The sequence below is a fragment of the Streptomyces spiroverticillatus genome (assembly GCA_014650415.1).
Classification (GTDB): domain Bacteria; phylum Actinomycetota; class Actinomycetes; order Streptomycetales; family Streptomycetaceae; genus Streptomyces; species Streptomyces spiroverticillatus.
The window spans coordinates 315,870-334,117 of the sequence record BMUX01000002.1 but is presented as its reverse complement, the minus strand read 5'-3'; the positions used below and the strand labels follow the sequence as shown (position 1 = coordinate 334,117).

15 protein-coding genes are annotated in these 18,248 nt (G+C 73.0%); 8 read left to right on the top strand and 7 right to left on the bottom strand.

The annotated features are described in order from the left end of the window. Positions 1–9 precede the first annotated feature (9 nt). Positions 10–5,922, top strand: coding sequence for a WD40 domain-containing protein (locus tag IE269_RS05845; RefSeq protein WP_308436959.1), 5,913 nt, complete (start codon positions 10–12; stop codon positions 5,920–5,922). A gap of 307 nt (positions 5,923–6,229) precedes the next feature. On the opposite strand, the gene IE269_RS05840 is transcribed toward IE269_RS05845, so the two are convergent. Then, the gene (locus IE269_RS05840) at positions 6,230–7,693 is read right to left on the bottom strand and encodes an MFS transporter (RefSeq protein WP_189821652.1); all 1,464 of its coding nucleotides are present in this window, start codon (positions 7,691–7,693) and stop codon (positions 6,230–6,232) included. 154 nt (positions 7,694–7,847) lie between these two features. Here IE269_RS05840 and IE269_RS05835 point away from each other — a divergent pair, with 154 nt between their 5' ends. The 3 genes from IE269_RS05835 (at position 7,848) to IE269_RS05825 (ending at position 9,850) form a co-directional block, all read left to right on the top strand. Then, complete coding sequence (locus IE269_RS05835) at positions 7,848–8,072, top strand: hypothetical protein (RefSeq protein WP_189821651.1); 225 nt, start codon at positions 7,848–7,850, stop codon at positions 8,070–8,072. A gap of 13 nt (positions 8,073–8,085) precedes the next feature. After that, positions 8,086–9,207, top strand: a complete 1,122-nt coding sequence (locus IE269_RS05830; protein ID WP_189821650.1) for a hypothetical protein — start codon at positions 8,086–8,088, stop codon at positions 9,205–9,207. Positions 9,208–9,403: 196 nt separating this feature from the next. Then, positions 9,404–9,850: a GNAT family N-acetyltransferase gene (locus IE269_RS05825; protein WP_229897829.1), complete on the top strand. Its 447-nt coding sequence runs from the start codon at positions 9,404–9,406 to the stop codon at positions 9,848–9,850. Between the two features lie 54 nt (positions 9,851–9,904). On the opposite strand, the gene IE269_RS05820 is transcribed toward IE269_RS05825, so the two are convergent. Together IE269_RS05820 and IE269_RS05815 are read right to left on the bottom strand one after the other, a co-directional pair. Continuing rightward, positions 9,905–10,648, bottom strand: coding sequence for an SDR family NAD(P)-dependent oxidoreductase (locus IE269_RS05820; protein WP_229897831.1), 744 nt, complete (start codon positions 10,646–10,648; stop codon positions 9,905–9,907). A gap of 8 nt (positions 10,649–10,656) precedes the next feature. Next, complete coding sequence (locus IE269_RS05815) at positions 10,657–11,781, bottom strand: LLM class flavin-dependent oxidoreductase (RefSeq protein WP_189821648.1); 1,125 nt, start codon at positions 11,779–11,781, stop codon at positions 10,657–10,659. Between the two features lie 99 nt (positions 11,782–11,880). On the opposite strand from IE269_RS05815, the gene IE269_RS05810 reads away from it, so the two are divergent. Then, on the top strand, positions 11,881–12,507 hold the full coding sequence (locus tag IE269_RS05810) for a PadR family transcriptional regulator (protein ID WP_438817568.1): 627 nt from the start codon (positions 11,881–11,883) through the stop codon (positions 12,505–12,507). 27 nt (positions 12,508–12,534) lie between these two features. Here IE269_RS05810 and IE269_RS05805 read toward each other — a convergent pair whose 3' ends face one another. After that, positions 12,535–13,086, bottom strand: a complete 552-nt coding sequence (locus tag IE269_RS05805) for a flavin reductase family protein (RefSeq protein WP_229897833.1) — start codon at positions 13,084–13,086, stop codon at positions 12,535–12,537. Positions 13,087–13,148: 62 nt separating this feature from the next. On the opposite strand from IE269_RS05805, the gene IE269_RS05800 reads away from it, so the two are divergent. From IE269_RS05800 to IE269_RS05790, 3 genes are read left to right on the top strand one after another with little or no spacing between them, the layout of a single operon-like run. Next, positions 13,149–14,921 (top strand): FadD3 family acyl-CoA ligase, encoded by a 1,773-nt coding sequence (locus tag IE269_RS05800; RefSeq protein WP_189821647.1) that lies wholly within the window; start codon positions 13,149–13,151, stop codon positions 14,919–14,921. Next, on the top strand, positions 14,918–16,045 hold the full coding sequence (locus IE269_RS05795; RefSeq protein ID WP_229897836.1) for an acyl-CoA dehydrogenase family protein: 1,128 nt from the start codon (positions 14,918–14,920) through the stop codon (positions 16,043–16,045). Before IE269_RS05800 ends, IE269_RS05795 begins: the two co-directional genes overlap by 4 nt. A 42-nt stretch (positions 16,046–16,087) precedes the next feature. Beyond that, entirely contained in the window at positions 16,088–16,657 is a 570-nt protein-coding gene (locus IE269_RS05790) for a HutD/Ves family protein (protein ID WP_189821646.1), read from the top strand. Positions 16,658–16,764: 107 nt separating this feature from the next. Here the strand turns inward: IE269_RS05790 and IE269_RS05785 are convergent, their stop codons facing one another. The 3 genes from IE269_RS05785 to IE269_RS05775 form a co-directional block, all read right to left on the bottom strand. Next, complete coding sequence (locus tag IE269_RS05785; RefSeq protein WP_308436960.1) at positions 16,765–16,983, bottom strand: hypothetical protein; 219 nt, start codon at positions 16,981–16,983, stop codon at positions 16,765–16,767. A gap of 63 nt (positions 16,984–17,046) precedes the next feature. After that, on the bottom strand, positions 17,047–17,424 hold the full coding sequence (locus IE269_RS05780; protein WP_189821644.1) for a VOC family protein: 378 nt from the start codon (positions 17,422–17,424) through the stop codon (positions 17,047–17,049). Further along, positions 17,421–18,116: a phosphatase PAP2 family protein gene (locus tag IE269_RS05775; protein ID WP_189821643.1), complete on the bottom strand. Its 696-nt coding sequence runs from the start codon at positions 18,114–18,116 to the stop codon at positions 17,421–17,423. Before IE269_RS05775 ends, IE269_RS05780 begins: the two co-directional genes overlap by 4 nt. Between the last annotated feature and the right edge of the window lie 132 nt (positions 18,117–18,248).

Below are 18,248 nucleotides of genomic sequence, written 5' to 3'. Positions count from 1 at the left end.
ATGGGGCGTATGGCCACCCACGGGGAACTCGGGGACGGGGCAAGCGAGTTGGACTTCTTCATCAGTTATTCGCCGGCCGACGAACAGTGGGCGTCCTGGATCGCCTGGACCCTGGAGGACGCCGGGTACCGCACCGTCGTCCAGGCCTGGGACTTCGTCGCGGGGACCAACTTCATCGACTTCATGGACCGGGGCGTCAGCGAGTCCGCCGCCGTCATCGCCGTCCTCTCCCGCCACTACGCCCGCTCCACCTACGGCCGCATGGAGTGGCAGGCCGCCCTGCGGTCCTCCCCGCAGGCCCCCGAGCGCAAGCTGCTGACCGTACGGGTCGAGGACACGCCCATAGAGGGCCTGCTGGCCACGCTCACGTACGTCGACCTGGTGGGCGTCGCCGACCCGCAGACCGCGCGCGGGCTGCTGCTGACCCGTATCGAGCAGGCCCTCGAAGGCAACGCCCGCCCGTCCGTACGCCCCGGCTTCCCCGGCCGGGCCACGCCCCGCCCCGCCGCCCCCGACCTGCCCGGGGTGCCCGAGCCCGGCAGCAGCCGGCTCGGCGGGCCCGGCTGGGCCGGCCGCCGACGGCCCGTCACCGCCCCCGCCTACCCCCTCGCGGGCGGCGGCACGGCAGGTCAGGGCGAGGGCGCCGTCAACGTACTCCACCTGGCAGGACCCGACTTCGGGCGCGGCCGCGAACCCGACACCCTGGCCCGCGAGATCCGGGGCGACCTGATCGAACTGCGGGACGCCGGAGCCCCCGCCCCCGACCTCCTCGTCGTCACCGGCGACCTCACCGCCTCCGGCAGCCCCCGCGAGTGCGACCAGGCGCTCAGCTTCCTCACCGCCCTGCGCTCCCAGCTGGAGCTGCCCCCGCAGCGCGTGATGATCGTCCCCGGCGGGCAGGACGTCAGCCAGGCCGCGTGCCTGGGCTACTTCCACACCTGCGAGGCCGACGAGGTCGCCCCGCAGCCCCCGTACTGGCCGAAGTGGCGGCACTACACCCGCCTCTTCCGCAGCTTCTACCAGGGGCTCGACACCGTCTTCGACAGCGACCAGCCGTGGACCCTGTTCCCGGTGCCGGAGCTGAACACGGTGGTCGCCGGGTTCAACTCCTCGATCGGTTTCAGCCACCGCCCCGAGGAGCAGTTCGGGCTGATCGGACGCGACCAGGCGGCGTGGTTCTCCGAGGCGCTGCGCCAGTACGAGGCCGAGGGCTGGCTCCGGATCGGCGCACTCCGGCACCCGCTGACCGGCACCGCCCGCCCCGGCGACGCGGCGGGCGGACCCGGTGCGCTGCGGGACGCCGACACCTTCGCCCGGCTCGCCGCACCCCGGCTGAACCTGCTGCTGCACGGGCCGACCGGGGGGCCGCGCACGGCGACGGGGCGGCCGAGCCGGGCGGAGCTGGCGGGGGTCGGGAAGGCCGCTCCCGGACGCGTCGGCGACCGTACGAGAGACGCATCGGCCGGCGGCAAGGGGGCCGCCGAACGGCCCGCGCCCCTCCAGCTCTTCGGCGCCGCCGCCCCCGCCCGCTTCCAGCTCCTGCGGGTCACCGCCGAGGGCGCCGAGCGGTGGACCGACCGGCCCGCCGCCGAGGCCGAGTCCTTCGCCGTCGACTGGCGGCGCACCGGGCGCGTCTTCCCCGTACCCGACCTGCCCGACCTGGGGTTTCCGGCGGCGACGACTGAGCCCGCGCCCGCCGAGGACCCCGCCGACTCCCTCGTCGAGCGGGTCAAGGAGATCTGCCGGGTCAAGCGCGAGGGCGTGAGCCTGCGCGACGCCGCCCGCCGCTCGCCCGAGGACATGGCGCAGATCCTCGCCACCTGGCAGGAGGAGGGCGTCGTACGGCAGCAGCGCATCGCCGTGCACCCGGGCACGCCCACCGCCGAGGACCTGGACCGGTTCACCGCGCAGGTGCATGCCACTGACACCGACGCGGAGGCCGTGATCGTCTACGCGGGCGAGGAGCCGCAGCGGGGGCTGCGCGAGCGGGCCGCCCGGCACGGGGTGCGGGTGCAGGTGCGCAGCTTCCTCCAGTTCCAGGGGCTGCTGGACCTGCGCGGACACGTCGCCGCGCAGACCGCCGCCCTGCACGAGGGCGGCCAGTACGCCCCCGACCTCTACCTCCCGCAGCGCTACCGCGACACCTCCCGCCGCGACGGCCAGGGCTCCACCGAACGCGACGGCCTCCTCGACGCGCTCCTGGAACTCCTCGACGACGACCACGGCCGCTTCGTCCTGCTCCTCGGCGACTTCGGCCACGGCAAGACCTTCGCCCTGCGCGAGCTGGCCCGCCGCATACCCGAGCAACTCCCGCACCTGATCCCGCTGCTGATCCCCCTCAACACCCTCGACCGGGCGCAGTCCCTGGAGGGCCTGGTCGCCGCCCACCTCGCGAGCCACCACGTCGACACCATCGACCTGCGCGCCCTGCGCTACATGCTCGCCCAGGGCCGCGTCGTCCTCCTCTTCGACGGCTTCGACGAACTCGTCAACCGCGTCTCGTACGACAGCGCGGCCGACCACCTCAAGGTCCTCATCGACGCCTGCGTCGGCAACACCAAGATCGTCGTCAGCAGCCGTACCCAGCACTTCAAGAACCAGCAGCAGGTCCTCACCGCCCTCGGCGAGCAGGTCGGCCTTCTCCCGCAGCGCAAGGTGCTGTCCGTGGAGGGCTTCACCCCCCGCCAGATCCACGCCTACCTCCGCAACACCTACAACGACGACCGCGTCGCCGACCAGCGCTTCCACCTCCTCGAAGGCATCCCCGACCTGCTCGCCCTGTGCCGCAACCCCCGGCTGCTGTCCTTCGTCGCCGACCTCTCCGCCGACCAGCTGCGCACGGTCGCGGGCGCGGGCCGGGCGCTGAGCCCGGCACGGCTGTACGAGGACGTCTTCACGGCCTGGCTGTCGTACGAGGAGACACGCGCCCAGGGCGGCCCCGGCGCCCCGCCCGGCCTGAACATCGACGCCCTCTGGAAGGCGGTCACCGCACTCGCCCTGCGCCTGTGGGAGTCCGGCCGCACCGCGCTGCGCCTGGACGAACTGACGGAGATGTCCGGCCGCACCCTCACCGGCCTGACCGCCTCCCCGATGACGGTCCACGAGTCCGCGCAGGCCGTCGGCGCGGGCACGCTGCTGGTGCGCAGCGACGACGGGGTCTTCCAGTTCATCCACGGCTCGGTGGTGGAGTGGCTGGTCGCCCGCGAGGCGGCGGCCCAACTCGACCGGGGACAGCACGGGTTGCTGTCGGCGGGCCAGCTCAGCCAGCTCTCGGTCGAATTCCTCTGCGACCTCGCCGACCACGAGAAATGCGTCCGCTGGGTGCGCAACGTCCTCGACTCACCCGCCCACGGCGGCGGTGACGCCGCCCGCGCGAACGCCCTGCGCATCAGCAACCGCCTCAAGGTCCCCTCCCACGCCGACCTGCGCGGCGCCCGCCTCGCCGGCGAGGACCTCTCGCACCGCGACTTCTCCGGCGTCGACCTCACCGGCGCGGACCTCACCGACGCCACCCTGGTCGGCGCGAACCTCACCCGCGCCGACCTCACCGACGCCCGCCTCACCGGAGCCCGCCTGGACCGCGCCGACCTCACCGGCGCGAACCTCACGGGCGCCGACCTGTCCCGCGCGCGCCTCACCCGGGCCCGCATCGCCGACGTCACCCTCACCGGCAGCAGGTGGATCCGGGCCGCGCTCATCGACGCCGAGACCGACCAAGCGGTGCGCGTGGCACCGGAGTTGAGGTGGGCGGCCATCGCGCCGGGCATGCCGGTGGAGGCGGGCTTCCGCCCGTCCGCCGTGGGCGTCCCGTACGGCTTCGACATGCGTACGAGCAGACTCCCCGAGCCCATCGCCTACAGCCCCGACGGCGAACTCCTGGCCGTCGGCAGCGAGGACGGCGGAGTCCTCCTGTGCGGCACGGACAACGGCCTCGCCCTGCGCACCCTCCAGGGCCACGTGGGCCGGGTGTACGCGGTGAAGTTCCGCCCCGACACGATCGCCACCGGCGGCTCCGACGGGACCGTACGCCTGTGGGACCCGGTCACCGGACAGTGCCGCCACCGCATCGACGTCCACCCGGACGGGGTCTGGCCGGTCTCCCTCGACACCGAGGGCACCCGCCTCGCGACCGGCGACCGGGAGGGCCTCGTCACGGTCTGGGACACGGCCACCGGACAACCGGTGCACCGCCTCCCCGGCCACACCGCGCCCGTCTACACCACGGTCTTCAGCCCGGACGGCCGCCTGCTGGTCACGGGCGACGCGGCGGCGCGGGTGCGGGTGTGGGACCTGGCGACGGGGGAGTGCGCGTACGAACTCCCCGGCCACCAAGGTGCCGTCTACCGGGCCCGTTTCAGCCCCGACGGCACCCTCCTCGCCACCGCCGACATGGGCGAGGACGAACGCGGGACGGTACGGATCTGGCAGGCCACGGACGGGACGCAGCTCCACGAACTGACCGGGCACGCGGGACGCGTCTACACCCTCGACTTCCACCCCTCGGGAACCCTGCTGGCCAGCGGCGACACCGAGGGCCGGGTCAAGCTGTGGGACCCGGTGGTGGGAACTCCCGCGGGCGCCCTGGAGAGCTTCACGGGGGCCGTCTACCAGGTCCTCTTCGGTGATGAGGGGCGCCTGCTGGCGGCCTGCGACAGCGACGGCGCGGTACGGGTCTGGACGGTGGCCGACCGGCGCAGCGGGGGCCACACGGTGACGCTGCGCCCCCGGCAGCCGGCCGAGCACCGGGGTTCGGCGTGGGCGTGCGCGTTCCGCCCCGGCGACAGCCAGCTCCTGACGGTCGGCAACGATGGCGGCGCCCGCATCTGGGACGCCGCCACCGGCCAGGGCAAGCGCATCCTGCGCGGCCACGGCCGACGCGTGGTATCGGTCCGCTTCAGCGCGGACGGCTCGCAACTTGCGGCCACGGGCAACGACGGTGTCGTACGCCTGTGGGACACGCGCACGGGCCAGCGCACCCACGAACTCACCGGCCGGGGCGACCGGTTGGTGTCCGCCGTCTACAGCCCGGCGGAGTCGGTCCTCGCCACGGCGAGCAATGACGGGGACGTCTATTTGTGGAACCCCGGGGGCGGCGAATACCTCCGCGAGTTCGACGCCGAGACCGAACACGTGTGGGCGGCCGCCTTCAACACCGACGGCACGCTGCTGGCCACCGCCAACGACGACGACACGGTACGGCTCTGGTACCGGTCGACGGGGGCGCAGGTCAGCGTGCTGGACCAGCACCGGGGGAGGGTGCGGTCGATAGCGTTCCGGCGGGGGTCGGACGTGCTGGCCACCGGATGCGACGACAGCCACGTCCGGGTGTGCGAGGCCCGGAGTGGTGCCCTCGTCGCAGACCTGACGGGTCATCAAGATCGTGTGTACGGCGTCGCCTTCGGTTCCGGGGAGCGCGGGGAGTGGCTGGCGAGTGCGGGCTGGGACGGGGCGGTGCTGGTGTGGCGCGACGGGGAGATCGCCCACCGGCTGGAGGGCCTCGGCGGCCGGCTCTGGGCCGTCGCCGCCCACCCGACGCGCCCCCTGGTCGCGTCGGCCGGGGACGACCGGAGGGTCCTGCTGTGGGACGCGGAGACGGGCGAACGGGTCGCGGACCTGGCGGCGCACACCGGGCGGGTGCTGTCGGTGGGCTTCTCGCCGGACGGGCGGATGCTGGCGAGTGCGGGGGAGGACGGGACGGTGCGGCTGTGGCGGGTGCCTTCGTCCGGGGAGCCGGTGTTGCGGGCGACGCTGGTGGGGGTGCCGGGGGCGTGGGCGGCGTTGGTGCCGGGTGGCGGCTACAAGAGTGAGGGGGATGTGGAGGGGGAGTTCTGGCATGTGGTGGGGATGGCGAGGTTCGTTCCGGGGGAGCTGGACGAGTTTCTGCCGGGGGTGCATCGGCTGCCGCTGGGGGAGGGGTTGTAGGTGCCCCGTGTCCGGCGGGGGGTGGCGGCTGCGCCGGGCCCTTCGTGTTCCGTCCTTGGCACGGGGGCCTTTTTCGCCCCAGCCCCGCCCCCTTCACCTAAACCCGCGGGGGCGTTGTGGCTGGCGTTTTGCGCAGTTCCCCGCGCCCCTTTCAGGGGCGCGGGGAACTGCGCGAGCAACCACCCACCCAGCCGCGCGGCGAGCGCTTTAGGGAAAGGGGCGGGACCGGGGCGAATCCCGGGGGTCCGGGGGCGGAGCCCCCGGCCGGAACAGCAACCCACCACCGACCCGCACAGGAGACCCGCCCTCAGCGCCCCGCACCGACAGGGGCCGGCACCGGGCCCCGGTCCAGCGTCGCCCCGGAGCGGGCCCGCAGCATCCGGGCCACCAGCACCGCCGCCGCAACCAGCACCACCGCCACCCCACCCAACGCCACCTGCCACACCGACGTGAAGGCCCCCGCGTGGCCCGCCCCGGGCCGCCCCGCAGCCACCTCGGCCGCAAGAGCCGCGTCCCCGAGCCGCACCCCGAGCAACCCCACCAGCACCGCCCCGAACACCGCCATCATCATCGCGTTGGCCCCCGCCCGAACGGTGTTCAGCAGCCCGGACGCCATCCCCACCCGCGCCTGGTCGACCAGCCCCATCGCCTGACCGTCCACCAGCCCCATCGCGAGCCCGTTCGCGACCCCGATCAGCGCCAGCGGAACCGCCAGCCCCGCCGCCCCGATCCCCGGGTGCAGCACCACGGCCAGCACCGCGTTCCCCAGGAAGGACAGGCCCAGCGCACTCACCAACAGATGGCGGGGCTGCACCCCCCGGTTCACCAGCCGCGCGGACACCTGCGGCACCACGAACACCGGCGCTGTCATCAGCAGCATGACCAGCCCGGCCCCGCCCGCCGACAGCCCGCCCGGCCCCTGGAGGAAGGTGGGGAAGTAGATCATCACGCCCGACGAGCCCATCGCGATGGCTGTACCGCCCACGATCCAACCCATGAACTTCCGGTCCCGGACCAGCGCCAGGTCCAGCATCGGATGGTCGCTCCGCCGCTCGATCCGTACGAAGAGCGCGAGCAGCGCCAGCCCGGCGGCCAGCCCCACCCACCTGCCGGCCCCCGTCTGCTGCACCGAGAACATCGTCAGCGCCAGGCCGGCGATGAACGTCACGGCCCCCGGCCGGTCCACCTTCGGCCGTACGTCCGCCCGGGATTCCTGCATCAGCAGGGTCGCCGCGAGGATGACGACGCCCGCCACCCCGAACACCAGGAACGTGGTCCGCCACCCGAAGGAGCCCACCAGCAGCCCCGACAGCGACGGGCCCGCCGCGATGCCGATGCCCGCCACGGTCCCGATCGCCGCGAACGCCTTTGTCCGCGCGGCCCCTTGGAAGGTGGAGGCGAGGATCGCGCCGCCGCCCGCCATCACGCCCGCCGCGCCCGCGCCCGCGACCGTGCGGGCCACGTCCAGGAGCAGGATGTCGTGCGCGGTCGACGCGACGAGGGTGCCCGCCGTGTAGAGGGCGGCCCCGGACGCGTACACCTTCCGGCGGCCGAACAGGTCGCCCAGCGAGCCCGCCACCAGCATCACCGCCGACGCGGTGAGGAAGTAGCCCGTCACCACCCACTGGAGGCCGGGGCCCGCCGCGTTGAGGTCGCGGCCGATCTCCGGGAGGGCGATCGTCGTGCCGGTCATCGACATCGGGAGGGTGAGGTATCCGAGCAGGATGATCGCCAGGGTGAGGGCGGGGCGGGAGAGTCGTATCGGCTTCATGGCTCATACCTTCCGACCTGAAGCGGACTTGAGGTCAAGACCGATCCGGACGACAGACATCCCCGCCCCCAACACCCCACCCTGCGCATACTATTGACTAAAAGTCAGTTCCGCTCCACGCTCGCTACCCATCCGTAGCAAACGGGAGACCTCCATGAGCAATGAAGCCCTCGACCGCCTCGCCGCCGCCCTCCACGCCCCACCCCCCGCCACCCTCGGCGAACACCTCGATCCCGCCCAACTGGACACCCTCACGGACGCGTTGACCCGCGAGCACGCCCGCCGCGCCACCGGACTCAACGAGGCCGCCGAGGAAGCCCTCGCCCTGGTCCCCGCCCTCGCCCGAGGTCCCGTACGCCGCATCCTCTTCAAGCAGTGAGGTGACCGCAGCCATGGACAAGCTCCGAACCCGCGCAGAGATCCAGAAGATCGCCGCCCTCCTCGGCGAGGAGCCCGAGAGCCTCGCCTTCCTCGCCGCCCTGCCCGTCGACGACCTGCGCCGGCTGCGCGAACAGGCCGTCGCCGCCCTCTTCGACGGCCAGCCCGAGATGCTCGACCGCATCGCCGGGGCCACCAAGCTCGTCCCGGCCGGGGTCGCCGCCGCCATCTCGCAGAAGGCCCTCGGGCCACGCCTGGCCGCCGCCGTCGCGGGGCGGCTGGAGCCCCGCCGCGCCGCCGACATCATCGAGAAGCTGCCCGTACCCTTCACCGCCGAGTCCTGCCCGCACCTGGACCCGCGCCGCATTCCGGGGATCGTGGGCAATCTGGACGAGGGGCTGGTCGTACGGATCGCCGTCGCCCTCGCCGAGCGCGGCGACCACCTCACCATGGGCCGCTTCGTCGGGGAGATCCGGGACTCGGCGCTCGCGCGCATCCTGCCGCAGGTTCCGGACGAACTGGTGCTGCGCACCGGAGCCGTGGTCGACCGGCCCGAACGGCTCGGCGAGATCGTGGAGTTGATGGGGGAGGAGCGGCTCGCCCAGGTCATCGCCGCCGCCTCCGCCGCCGGACGCTGGCCCGAGGCGCTCGCCGTGGCGGGCATGGTGACCGGCGAGCAGCGGGTCCGGGTCGCCCGGCTGACGGCCGCCCGCCCGCAGGAGGAGCTGGAGGCTCTCGTACGGGCCACGGCCGCGCAGGACCTGTGGGAGTCGCTGCTGCCGCTCGTCGCCCTCCTGGACGAGAAGGAGCGGCTGGCCGTCGCCCAACTTCCCTCCCTGCGGAGCCCCGAGACGCTCCGTCAGGTCGTACGCGCTGTCGTCGCCACGGAACTCTGGGGTGCGTTCCTGCCGCTGGTGGAGGTGCTGCCGCCGGAGTCCCGGCAGGTCGTGGCCGACGCGGCGGGCGGCCTCGAAGACGCCGAACTGGACGCCCTCGCCCGCGAGGTCGACACCCGCGATCTCTGGGAACTGGTGCTGCCCCTCGTCGAGTTGATGGACGACCCGGCCAAGGAACGCCTCTTCGCCCTCCCGGCCTTCCGGGAACAGTCCGGGGCGCCCGGAGCGTCCGGAACCTGACCGCCCTCCCCCTCCGGCCCTGTCCCGACGCTGGACAGAACTCCCCCCGGCGAGTACACCGAGTGACAAGGCTCGCGCACATTCACCGGGGGGACGAGGAGATGAGGGCGAAATGGAGTCTCAAGGGGATGGATATACCCCGGTCTGCACCGAATCAGCCGAAGTGCGTTCGGCTACGAAGAGTGACCTTCCGCAGGTGGTGGCCCTGGACATCGCCGCGTACGGAGGCGAGGCCTACAGCCCCCACGTCCTGCGCCAGCTCCTCGACGTGCACGGCGAAGGCGTCCTCGTTCTCGAAGGCCGCGAAGGCTTCGAGGACGGCGACGGGCCGGGGGCCCTCCTCGGATACGTACTCGTCGCCAACTCCTCCCGCACGCAGGTGAGTTGGGTGCTCGACCTGGTCGTCGACAAGCGGTACCAGGGCCTCGGGTTCGGCCGTCGGCTGCTGTCGGCCGCCGTGCGCCGGGCCGAGCGCGACGGGGTGCATGCCGTCCGCGTGACGGTGGAGCCCGGCAACCGTACGGCCGTCGGGCTCTACCGCTCGCTGGACTTCGTCGTGGAGGCCGACGACCCCGACTACTTCGGCCCCGGCGAGCGCCGCCTCGTCATGACCCGGCTCGCCACCCGCTACCCCATGCGGTGAGCCGGGCGCGATGGACGGCGGACCGGCGGCCGTCGGGCTGCCGCCGCACCCGGCTCAGCCGGCCGTCGAGCCGCCGTCCACCGTGAACTCCGTACCCGTGACGTACGAGGAGGCGTCCGACACCAGGAACCGCACCAGCTCCCCGACCTCCTCCGGGCGGCCCATCCGGCCCAGCGGCAGGTGCGACCAGTCCTTGCCGGAGGTGGCCGCGATCATCGGGGTGTCGATGGCGCCGGGGTGCACCGAGTTCACCCGGATCCTGTACGGGGCCAGGTCCAGCGCGGAGGCACGCGTCAGCCCCCGTAGCCCGAACTTCGTGGACCCGTACGCCGCGTGCCCCCGGATGCCGACCAGGCCCGCCGTCGAGGAGATGTTGACGATCGACCCGCCGCCGGCCTCCTTCAGCGCGGACACCACCGCCTGGATGCCGAGGAACGGGCCGACGAGGTTGACCCGTATCAGCGTCTCGAAGTTCTCCTGCGTCTCCTCGTCCACGGGCGCGGTGCGCCACAGCGCGGCGTTGTTCACCAGCGCGTCGATCCGGCCGAAGGCGTCCAGCGCGGCCCGCGTCACCTCCGCCCAGCTCTCCGCGTCCGCCACGTCATGACGTACGAACAACCCTTGCCCGTCAAGGGACTTGGCCACTTCCTGGCCCTCGTCCTCGCGCAGGTCGGTGACCACCACACGCGCCCCGGCCTCGGCGAACAGCCGGGCCTCCGTCGCGCCTTGGCCGCGCCCGGCACCCGTGACGACGACGACCTTGCCTTCGAGGCTGATGCCCGTGCTGCTGTTGCTCACTTCGCCGCTCACTTGCTCTCCAACTTCCTGAAGTGGGGAATGACCGTCTCGCCCCAATGGCGGATGGTCTCCATGCAGACCTCCTGCGGCACCGTGCCCATCTGGATCAGGCACATCACCTCGTCCACGCCGATCGCCCGCAGCAGTTCGACGTACGCGACGGCGGTCTGCGGGTCGCCGTACGCGTGCTCGGCGTTGAAGGTGCCGGTGTCGACCGGGCGGGCCGGGATGTTCGCCTCGTGCAGCCTGGCGACCAGCTCGTCGCGGCTCGCGGCGAGGGCGGCGGTGTGGTCCTCGTCCTCGGCGTACCCGGTGGGGGCGGGCCCGTTGCCGTACCAGTGCGCGATGGACTCGGCGAAGAAACGCTGGCCGCGCGTGCCCAGACGCAGGGCGCGGTCCGCGTCGTCCAGCACGACCGTCGGGCAGAGCGCCGAGAGGTGGTCGTTGACCTCGCTCGACACGAAGCGCTCGCCGGTGCGGGTCGCACGGGCCTCGTCGTACACCTTGCGCATCTCGCGTACGTCGTCGACGCCCGCGAAGCCCATCACCAGCGCGCCGATGCCGAGCTCGGCGGCCAGCTTGAGGGTCTCGTGCTTGGAACACGCCATGAACAGCGGCGGATGCGGGCCCTGGACGGGGCGGGGGAGGACGGCGCCGGGACCGATGTCGATGCTCCCGTGCCACGCGAACTCGTCCTCCCGCCACGCGGCGGAGACGATCCGCAGAGCCTCTTCCATCTGCGGATACGTGTCCTCGGACCGCACCCCGAACATCTTCATCTCCTGCCGGGTGGCCCCGCGCCCCGCACCGAGGTCCACCCGCCCGCCGGAGAGCACGTCCAGCATCGCGGCCCGCTCCGCGACGCGCACCGGGTGCTGGTAGCCGAAGGGCATCGTCACGACTCCGTGCCCGATCCGGATCCGCTCCGTACGGGCGGCGACCCAGGTCAGGAAGATCTCGGAGGCGCTCATGTGCGCGTACTGGGTGAGGGAGTGGTGCTCCACGGCCCAGATGCGGTCAAAGCCCATCTCCTCGGCGAACACGGCCTGTTCGACGCAGTCGTGGATGACCTGACGTTCGCGCTCGGGGCTCGGATCGGCGAGCTGCGCCTCGAAGATCATCGAGAACTTCATGCGGGGTCCTCTCCTTGCTATGCCTAATAGAAATACTTCTAGCAGGCATAGTGAAGAGGGGGAAGGGTTGTGGCGGGGTCCGCCCGTAGACTGCCGGGCGTGGCGAAGAAGGAAGCAGCAGACGAGGGAGTGCACGGCGCGAGCACGGGGGACGGGGACGACCTCCCCGCGCTGCCCGCGACGAGCTGGGCGGTGCTCGGGCTGCTCTCCTTCGGTGAGGAGCTGTCGGGGTACGACCTGAAGAAGTGGTCGGACTGGTCGCTCCGCTTCTTCTACTGGAGCCCCTCCTTCAGTCAGATCTACAGCGAGCTGAAACGCCTGGAGAAGGCGGGCTTCGCGTCCTCGCGGCTGGTCGCGCAGGGGACCGGCACCCGCGACAAGCGGGTCTACCGGATCACCGACGAGGGCATGACCGCGGTCCGCCGCTGGGCCCGCGAGGCCCCGGTGGACCCGCCGGTCCTCAAGCACGGCCCGATGCTGCGCCTGTGGCTCGGCCACCTCCTCGAACCCGACCAGATGCGCGAAGTGCTCGCCCGGCACCGGGAGTTCGCGGAGAAGATGCGCCGCAGGGCGGTCGCGGACGTGGAGGGCTCGAAGGACGAGGCGGCGTGGGCGTACCCGACCCTGACCCTGAAGTGGGCCGAACGCTATTACGCGTCGGAACGCGACCTGGCGGACGCGATGCTGTCGGACATCGAGGAGCTGGAGAGGGGCAAGGGGGCCTGATCCCCCGCAGAACCCCGCCCCGAAGGTTCACCGCGGAACGCGCCCGTACGCCCTCCGGAAGAAGACCAGCGGCTCACCCTCCCGGTGAACAGCCAGATCCACGACCCGCCCCAGCGCAATCGCATGGTCACCCCCGTCGAGCACGTCCGCCAGCTCGCACTCGACCGTTGCCAGCACCCCCGCCACCAGCGGCGCCCCGTACACCCCCGGCGTCCAGTCGACCCCCGCGAACTTGTCCGCCCCCGGCATCGCGAACTGCCGGCACAGGTCCTGCTGGTCGTGGCCGAGGATGTTGACCGCGAAGCGCCCCGCCGCCCGGATCTTCGGCCAGGTCGAGGACGTGTGCGCGGGGCAGAAGCAGATCAGCGGCGGGTCGAGCGAGACCGACGAGAAGGACTGCACGGCCATGCCGGTCGGGCGGCCGTCCGGCTCCAGTGCGGTGATCAGGGCGACCCCGGTGCAGAAGGAGCTCATCGCGGTACGCATGTCGGCGCCCTCGACCCGGCGGTGCGGGTCGGCGGGGCCGGGGCGGGAGGAGTGGTGGGAGGTGTGCTGGGCGGGGGCGACGGCAGTGGTCACGGGGGAGTCCTCTCGTGGGGTGCGGGTCCGCGGAGTGTTCCGAGTTTGTTTCGACTAGGTATATGCCTAACCGAAACACCTGTGATTGGATACCGGCCACGCCCACACGTCAAGTAGGCATCGAGGAGGGTTCCTTGACCGGTGACCCGAAGCCGCGGCCCCCGCTCCCCGCGACCCTGGCCGGTCTCCCGCGGTACGCCGCCGAGGCGTTCGGGCAGCGCGAGGCGCTGGCGGACGGCGAGGTGAGGTGGAGCTTCGCCCGGTTGGCCGAGGAGGTCGCCGCCGCGTCCCGCGCCGCCCTCGCGCACGGCGTCCGCCCCGGCGACCGGGTGGCGATGTGGGCCCCGAACAGCAGGGAATGGATCGCCGCCGCCCTCGGCGCGATCGGTGCGGGCGCGGTCCTGGTCCCCCTCAACACCCGCTACAAGGCACCGGAAGCGGCCGACATCCTGCGCCGCAGCGGCGCCACCCTCCTCTTCGCCGAACGCGACTTCCTGGGCACGGACTACGTCGCCGCCCTGCACGCCTCCGGCGAGGACCTGGGCTCCCTCCGCACCACGGTGGTCCTGCGCGGCGACGCGACCGGCCCGGCCCTCGACTCCCGTACGCCCGAACTCCGTACGCCTGAACTCCGAACGCCCGAACCCCGTACGCCCGACTCCCGTACGACCCTCTCCTGGGCCGACTACCTCGCCGCCGGCACCCGTATCCCCGACGCCGACCGCGTCGCCCGTGCCGCCGCGGTCCGTCCCGGCGGCCTCTGCGACATCCTCTACACCTCCGGCACCACCGGCCGCCCCAAGGGCGTCATGATGACGCACGCCCAGACGCTGCGCCTGTACGACTCCTGGTCCCGCCTGGTGACCCTCCGCGAGGGCGACCGCTACCTCCTGGTCAACCCCTTCTTCCACGCCTTCGGCTACAAGGCCGGGGTCCTCGCCTGCCTGCTGCGCGGCGCGACCATGCTCCCCGAGACCGTGTACGACGCCGACCGCGTCCTGCACCGCCTGGCCGCCGAACGGGTCACCTGCCTGATGGGCCCGCCCACCGTCTTCCACGGCCTGCTCGCCCACCCCGAGCGCGCCACCCACGACCTGAGCGCCCTGCGCCTTGTCGGCACCGGGGCCGCCGCCGTCCCCGCCGAACTCGTCGAGCGGATCCGGAACTCCCTCGGCGCGAGGGACGTTTTCACGGCATACGGACTGACCGAGTCGGGCGGCGTCGTCACCGTCTGCCCCACGGACGCCGACGCCCGCACCGTCGCCCGCACGGTCGGGCTGCCCCTGCCCGGCACCGAGGTGCGCGTCGTCGCGCCGAGCGGCGGGACGCTGCCCGCCGGCGAGCCCGGCGAAGTACAGGTGCGCGGCTACCACGTGATGCGCGGATACCTGGACGATCCGGCCGCCACCGCGGAATCCGTCCTGCCGGACGGCTGGCTGCGTACGGGAGACGTGGGCATCCTTGATGCCCGCGGATACCTGTCCCTCACCGACCGGCTCACGGACATGTACGTCGTCGGCGGCTTCAACACCTACCCGGCGGAGGTCGAGAACGTCCTCCTCGGCCACCCGGCGATCGCCGACGTGGCCGTGGTCGGCGCCCCCGGCTACCGCCTGGGAGAGGTGGGAGTCGCCTTCGTCGTCCCCCAACAGGCAGCGCAAACCACGCAATTGACCCCCGAGGCCCTCACCGCCTGGACGCGGGAGAGGCTCGCCAACTTCAAGGTCCCGCGCCGCTTCGTCCTCGTCGAGTCCCTGCCGCGCAACACCGGCGGCAAGCTCCTCAAGGGCAGGCTGCGCCGCGCCGCACGAGGAGAGGAAACCCCACCCGCATGAACGCGCGCACCCCCGCTCACCCCGCAGGCACCCTGAACCCCACCGAGGAGCAGGAGGAGCTGAGGGTGGCCGTACGGTCCGTCCTCGCCCGGCACGAGGGCCCCGCCGCCTGGAAGCCCCTCACCCGCGACATCGGCGTCGCCGCGCTCGCGATACCCGAGGAGTACGGCGGCCTCGGCTGCCCGGGACGTACCGAAGTGCACGTCGTCATGGAGGAGTTGGGCAGGGCGCTCAGCCCCGTCCCCTACCTCGGCTCGGCCGTCCTCGCCACCGAGGCCCTGATCGCGTCCGGCAACGACGAGGTGTGCGCCCGCCTGCTGCCGCCCCTCGCCGACGGCGCGTCCGTCGCCGCCCTCGCCTGGGCGGAGGCCGGGGAGGACAACCCCCGCGGCACCTGGGAGGCCGCCGACCTCACGACGTACGCCGAAGAGAGCACGACCACCGGCGACTGGCTGCTGACGGGCACCAAGGAGTACGTCCCGGCCGCCGACGCCCCGGACGTCCTGCTGGCCCTCGCGCGCACCCCGGCCGGCCTCGCCCTCTTCGAAGTCCTGCACCCCGAGGGCCTCTTCCTCCCGCTCCCCGCCATGGACCGCACCCGCCCGCTCGCCCGGATCGTCCTGGACGCCGCTCCGGCCCGCCTGATCAGCACGGACGGCGCACGCATCCTCGCCCGGGTCCGCGACCTCGCGATCACCGCACTCGCCGCCGAACAGGTCGGAGCCGCCGACCGCGCACTGGAGATCACCGTCCAGTACGCCAAGGACCGCGTCCAGTTCGGCCGCGCGATCGGCTCCTTCCAGGCGGTCAAGCACCGCATCGCCGACGCGTACGTCCTCCTGGAGGCGGCCCGCTCCCTCGCCCTGGCCGCCGCCGACGCGAACGCGGCCCCCGGCCCCGCCGCAGCCGCGAAGGCCGCCTGCTCCGAGGCGTACCAGCACATCGCGGGCGAGATGATCCAGCTCCACGGCGGCATCGGCATCACCTGGGAGCACCCGGCCCACGACTTCTTCAAGCGCGCCCACGGCACGGCCCATTTCCTCGGCTCCCCGGACACCCACCGCCACCGCCTGGCCATCCTCCTCGGCTTCACCCCCGAAGCCCGGACGGAGGTGCTCGCGTAACCTCGGGCGGACCGCCCACCTCCCCCGGAAGGCCCTGTCCCGATGAAGCTCCTGCGCGCGGCCGACCGCACCGCCGTCCCCTGGAAGAACGGCGGCGGCATCACCCGCGAGATCGCCGCGTGGCCGCAGGGGGCCGCGGACTTCGACTGGCGGGTCAGCCTCGCGGAGGTGGCGGCGGACGGGCCCTTCTCCGCCTTCCCCGGCGTCGACCGCGTCCTGACCATGGTCGAGGGCGACGGCATGGACCTGACCCTGGAGGGGATCGGCCCGCGCCGGGTGGACACCCGCTTCGTCCCGCAGCACTTCCCGGGCGACGTGCCCACCGGCTGCCGCCTGCTCGGCGGGCCCGTCGTGAACCTCAACGTCATGCACCGCAGAGGGAGTTCGTACGGTGCTCAGGTCGAGGTCGTACGGGGCGACGCGGCGGTCGGAGCACCGGAGGAGGGCGGCGGCACCCTGATCGCGCTGCCCCTGGACCCCGGTGCGGTCTTCTTCCGGCAGACGGCCACCGACCTGGAGCCGTACGACGCCCTGGTGTTCACCGGCCCCGACTCCGGGGGACTGCTCCGGACGGCCGGCCGCACGGCGCTCGTCACGCTGCGCCACCCCTGAGCGGGCGCGTGCTCACCGGCCTCGGTGCGGTGCCGGAGAGCGAGTACGCGAGATGCCCGCACCCCTTTCGGACTCCGAGGGGGTGCGGGCATCTCTCGTACGTACGGCTACGGAGCGGCCGGAGGGACGACGCCGGTGGCGGTCTGAGCGGTGTTGGCGGCGTTGCCGGTGACCGTCCCGGTGGCGGTCTCGGTCACCTCGTCGAGCAGTTCGCCCGAGACGGGGAGCCGGGTGAGCTGGTCCGCGGGCTCCGCCGCGTGCGCACCCGGGGCGGGGGAGACCAGGGCGGCGACGAACCCGGCGGCGAGGGAGGCGGCTGCGGCCATGCTTCGTTTCTTCATACCGATACCAACGGACGACGGCCCCATCGGTCACGCCGGTACCGGAGTTCAGCTCCTGACCAGGCAGAACGGGTGGCCCGCCGGGTCGGCGTAGACGTTGGACCCGCGCTCGTCCGGGTCGTACTCCAGGGGCCGCGCGCCCAGCGCGAGCACCTCCTTGTGCGCCGTCGCCAGGTCGGGGACGGCCAGGTCGAGGTGGAACTGCTGCGGGTGCGCGGGGTCGGGCCACTGCGGGGGCCGGAGACCGGCGGCCCGCTGGAAGGCGAGCACCTGCCCCTGCGGAGTGTGTACGGTCGCCCAGTCGTCGTCCAGGGACCACTGCGGGTCCGGCTGATTGACCCGCCCGCCGAGCAGCGCCGCGTAGAACTCGGCGAGGACGAGCGGTTCCGGGCAGTCGAGCACGGTGCACTGAAGCCTGGCAGTCATGCGCCGAGAGTAGCGGGGGCGGCGGCGGCCGCCTCCGGGGCCGGGGCCTTGCGCCTGCCGTCCTTCGCCAGCAGCGGGGCGAAGACCCACCACAGGAGCAGGGTCGTGCCCGCGCCGGCGAGGGCGCCGGCGGCGGTGTCCGACAGCCAGTGCGCGTGCAGCCAGGTGCGGCTCCACATCATCGTGAGGACGAGAAGAGCCGCCACCGGCCACCACCAGCGGCGGGCGGCGCGCGGCACGCACAGCACGCCGATGACGACGACCACCATGGCCATGGTCGCGACGTGCCCGGACGGGAACGACCCGTGGTCGACGGTGACGAGGGGGTTGGCGGGGCGCGGGCGGTCGACGATGTGCTTCATGCCCTGGATCGCGAGCTGCCCGCCGATCGCGGCGGTGAACAGGAACAGGGCGGAACGCCGGCGCCGGACCGCGAACAGCAGGATCACGGCGGCGAGCTGCACGAGCGCGCCGTACGGTCCGCCGAACCAGTTCAGCGCCCCGGCGACCGTCTGCGGGAGGCCGTCGTGGGGCCCGCCCATCCAGCGCAGCCAGGTGTTGTCGAGCCCCTGGAAGGGCGGGTTCGTGACGTTTCCGCGCACGAGGACGCCGACGATCACGGGCAGCACGAGGAGCACCGCGGCGGCGGGCAGGAGGGCCCGGGGCCGGTGCGTCGGGGAGGGGCTGGACATGAGGGTGCCTCCGAGGGGCGGGGAGGGGGACGGACCCGGTGCGAACCGGTGCGCCGCTCGTGACACGGGCACCGGTTCACACGGTGTTCACGCCGGATGCTGACACGTGTAACCGCCGGAGGCAAGGGGTGG